Source organism: Streptomyces sp. NPDC059900, assembly GCF_050270335.1.
Taxonomy (GTDB): Bacteria; Actinomycetota; Actinomycetes; order Streptomycetales; family Streptomycetaceae; genus Streptomyces.
Genome location: NZ_JBNNJZ010000743.1, coordinates 1 through 3,424, shown reverse-complemented (window position 1 = coordinate 3,424; position 3,424 = coordinate 1). Strand labels below are relative to the sequence as shown.

Genomic DNA, 3,424 nt, shown 5'->3' with positions numbered 1-3,424 from the left:
GCCCGATGCACGTCACGAGCCGGGAGAACACGCAGCTCCAGAAGACCGTCGAGCTTCTCACGGCGGAGCTCGCGCTGCCGCAGATCGGCACCACCGCCGCCGTCAACAGCATCGTCGACCTTCTGCTCATCCAGTTCGTACGCGTCTGGCTGGCCCGCCACCCGGACAAGCAGCCCGGATCATGGCTGGACGCGATGCGTGATCCGGTGGTGCGCGACGCCCTGGCCTGTGTCCACGCCCGACCGGAACACCCCTGGACCACCGAGTCCCTGGCGGCTGCGACGGCGGTCTCCCGGACGACGCTGTCCCGGCACTTTCGCTCCGCCCTCGGACAGACGCCGGGCGCGTACGTGACGCAGTGGCGCATGGACCTGGCGTCCGTCCGGCTCCGCGACACCGACGAGCCGGTCGAGACGATCGCCGACGCAGTCGGCTACGCCTCTCCGCACGCTTTCAGCCGGGCCTTCCGACGTGTCCGGGGCATGGCGCCCGGTGCGTACCGTTCCCGGCTGCGCAAGTGATCGCAGGCGGGCGAGCACCGACACGACGTGCAGCCAGTCGCGTAAGCGCTGGCGGCGGCTTGCCCGTGACTACGTGGCCCTCACCGCCAGCCCGACGTCGTGATGCACATCGCGCTATCCGTTTACTCGCCGAATACTTGCGGATGAGAGCGTGCGAGAGTACGGCCATGTGGGGCGGCTTCTTACTGCCAGCTCGGCCGACGGGCTGGGTAGGCTCTGCTGGGGAGCACTGGGCATCACGAGCCCGCTGGGGAGGCGATCCGCCAGATGTCGGTGTGTCCTGGAACTGCACGCCGGGATGAGACGGGAAGCTCATGGCCGCGATTCACGTGACGGTGTGGGATGAGACCGGGGGCGAGGGTGTCCCCGCGGTCTTCGCCCACAATATTTTCACCTGGGGCAGCGACGAGGTGTACGGCTTCGCGGCGCAGCGGCCGCTGGCCGACCGCTACCGCCTGTTGCTGGCGGACCGCCGTGGTTATGGCGCCAGCCCTGACACCGCCCGCAGCGACTTCGACACCGACGCCGACGACCTGGTGGACCTGCTGGCGCGGCAGGACGCCAAGGCACACTTGCTCGGGCACGGCAACGGCGGCCTGGCGGCCATGCTCGCGGCCGGGCGCCGCCCCGACCTCGTACAGTCCCTGACGCTGATTCAGCCCTCCGCGTTTTCCGCGGCCGCCGGTAACCCGGTGGTCGAGGCCATGCTGGAGCGGGTGCGAAACAGCGCGGGTGTGCCCGATTCGGTGACGCCGGAGGAGTATCTGCGTGCCTCCACGGAGGGCCTGGGCATGCCCGTGCCCGATGCCACGCCGCAGCGCCTTCGTGCGGTGGCCACCTCGATGCGCGAACGCCCCGTGTGGGAAGCGACCGTGCCCCTGGAGCCGCTGCGGGCCGCGCCGTGGCCGACGCTGGTGATCTGCGGGACCTGGCAGGACGCGCCGGAGACCTACCGCAGGTACGCGGGCGAACCGCTGATCGCCTGCGCGGAATCCGTGGCCGACGCCGTCAACGGCCGACTCCTGCGCGTCCCCGGCTATTATCCGCACACCCAGCAATCCGCAACCGTCAACGCCGCTTTGCGTGAACTCTGGCAGACCGGCGCTGCCAAAGTTGCAGCAGGCAGCCGGACCGCATAGGCGTCGCATCCCGGTGCCGGTACCGCTGTCGGCGGAAAGTGGTGGCCTGCCGTGGACCCGCGTGTCTTGCGAACTGTGTCCGGGGCGGGCGGGGGCTCATCGTGCGGCGGGCTTGCTGTCGACTCGCAGGAGCAGGAGGTCATAGACCGGGCCGCCGGGTTCGTTGTGGTAGGGGCCCGCGTACTGGTAGCCGAGCCGCTCGTACAGCCCGTGGCCTTCGGTGTTGTCCGGGCGGACCAGGAGCGAGGACCACTCGGGGTTGATTGCTTTGATCAGTTCGGCGTGGAGGCGGGAGCCGATGCCCTGGGACTGACGGGCGGGGGTGACGGCGAGTTCGCACAGGCCCATGAGGCGTCCGGCGCGCACGTGTTGGGGGATGTGGGGGAGGAGCTCGCCGTACCAGTATTCGGGTGTGCTCGGGAAGGCGTATCCGAAGCCGGCCATCGCCCCGTGCGAGTATGCCGCTACCAGCGTGAAACCCTCGTGCTTGAGGTGGTTCATGACCTGGCGGCGCAGCGCGGGGGCGGACAGCCCGTCGGTGGAGCCGCCCGGGGTGTCAACGAGTTCGGGGTGCGCGTCGGACCACAGGTCGGCGAGGGTATCGAGCATCGGCGGGATGTGGCCGGGGCCGTAGGTGCGGACCACGACGTCCCTGCGGGTGCTGGTCACGCCCGTCCTCCTCCGGTGGCGGTGGTGGTGCGGTACTCCTCGATCCAGTCGGCGACCGCAGGAACGCGGCCGTGTCGCTGGAGTGCGCCGGCGACGTTGTGCAGCGACTGCAGCAGCCGGTCGGAGCGCACTTCGGGCAAGAACCCCAGAACCCGGCCCGCGGCCTCGGCGGCTGCTACCGGCTCGGGGCGCTGCCCCACCGCATGCTGGATGGCGACATCGGCCGTGTACAGGGCGCGATTGCGGGCGAAGGCATCGCCGTGCAGCAGAACGGCCTGCTCCGCCCCTGCGGCCGCGCGTTCGTGCTGGCCCAAATCGGCGCGGGCCAGGCACTCCAGACCGGCGAGCTCGCCGGGCGCGTAGAAGGCGAGCCAGGGCGGATCGGCGTCGCAGGGCCCTTGGGCGTAGAAGGTGTGGGCGCGGACGATGGCCTTGTCGGTGGCGCACGCGTCGCCCATGAGCGCCCACCCGCCGGCCTCGCGCATATGGAATAGGGACAGCAGGCGCGGGGAGCCGAGGACGCGAGCGACGGTCTGCGCGCCCTGCGCAGCGGAGATCGCCTCACGGGGCCGGCCCGATGCCTTTGCCAGCAGCGAGAGACAGCCGAAAGCGTGCGCCTCGAGCTCGGGGTCGTCGGCAATCCGCGCGGCCGCCAGAGCCTCGCCGTACAGCGAGTGGGCGTCCCCGGCCCGTCCGGAGTCGTAGGAGAGCCACCCCGCGGCGATCGACAGCGCGCCGGTCGCCGAGCGCAGCTTGGCTTCGGTGCGGCTGGAGTACGTGCCGCACTGCAGCCACTGGTAGGCAGCGTGCAGCGCCTCGGACGCGGCCCGGCGAAGCGGCGCCGAACCGTGATCCTGGTCCTGCGCGTACAGCGTGGTCACGGCTGCTTTGACGGCGTACACCTCACGCGCGCCGACCTTGCCCGGCATTTGTTCTCCGGTGCCGAGCGGGAGCGCCAGGAGTACGCCCGCGCCATCGAGCAGCAGGGCGCGTCGTTCCACTGAGTCCTCCTCCTGCGGCCCGCACGGCCCTAGGGCCTGTGTGACGTTGTGATCAGAGAGTTGCCTTCAGCAGGTCGTTGATCCAGATCCTGTC

At 70.5% G+C, this 3,424-nt stretch carries 4 protein-coding genes; 2 read left to right on the top strand and 2 right to left on the bottom strand.

Annotation, left to right across the window (positions count from 1 at the left end; genetic code table 11):
• Both ACQKIP_RS43130 and ACQKIP_RS43125 read left to right on the top strand, forming a co-directional pair.
• Positions 1 to 521, top strand: a 521-nt coding sequence (locus ACQKIP_RS43130; RefSeq protein WP_427745513.1) for a helix-turn-helix domain-containing protein, incomplete at its 5' end; no start/stop codon positions are given.
• A gap of 314 nt (positions 522 to 835) precedes the next feature.
• Positions 836 to 1,660 (top strand): alpha/beta fold hydrolase, encoded by an 825-nt coding sequence (locus ACQKIP_RS43125; protein WP_365863393.1) that lies wholly within the window; start codon positions 836 to 838, stop codon positions 1,658 to 1,660.
• A 96-nt stretch (positions 1,661 to 1,756) separates the two neighbouring features.
• On the opposite strand, the gene ACQKIP_RS43120 is transcribed toward ACQKIP_RS43125, so the two are convergent.
• Both ACQKIP_RS43120 and ACQKIP_RS43115 read right to left on the bottom strand, forming a co-directional pair.
• Complete coding sequence (locus ACQKIP_RS43120; RefSeq protein WP_365863391.1) at positions 1,757 to 2,329, bottom strand: GNAT family N-acetyltransferase; 573 nt, start codon at positions 2,327 to 2,329, stop codon at positions 1,757 to 1,759.
• The gene (locus tag ACQKIP_RS43115; protein ID WP_365863390.1) at positions 2,326 to 3,330 is read right to left on the bottom strand and encodes a hypothetical protein; all 1,005 of its coding nucleotides are present in this window, start codon (positions 3,328 to 3,330) and stop codon (positions 2,326 to 2,328) included. Before ACQKIP_RS43115 ends, ACQKIP_RS43120 begins: the two co-directional genes overlap by 4 nt.
• Between the last annotated feature and the right edge of the window lie 94 nt (positions 3,331 to 3,424).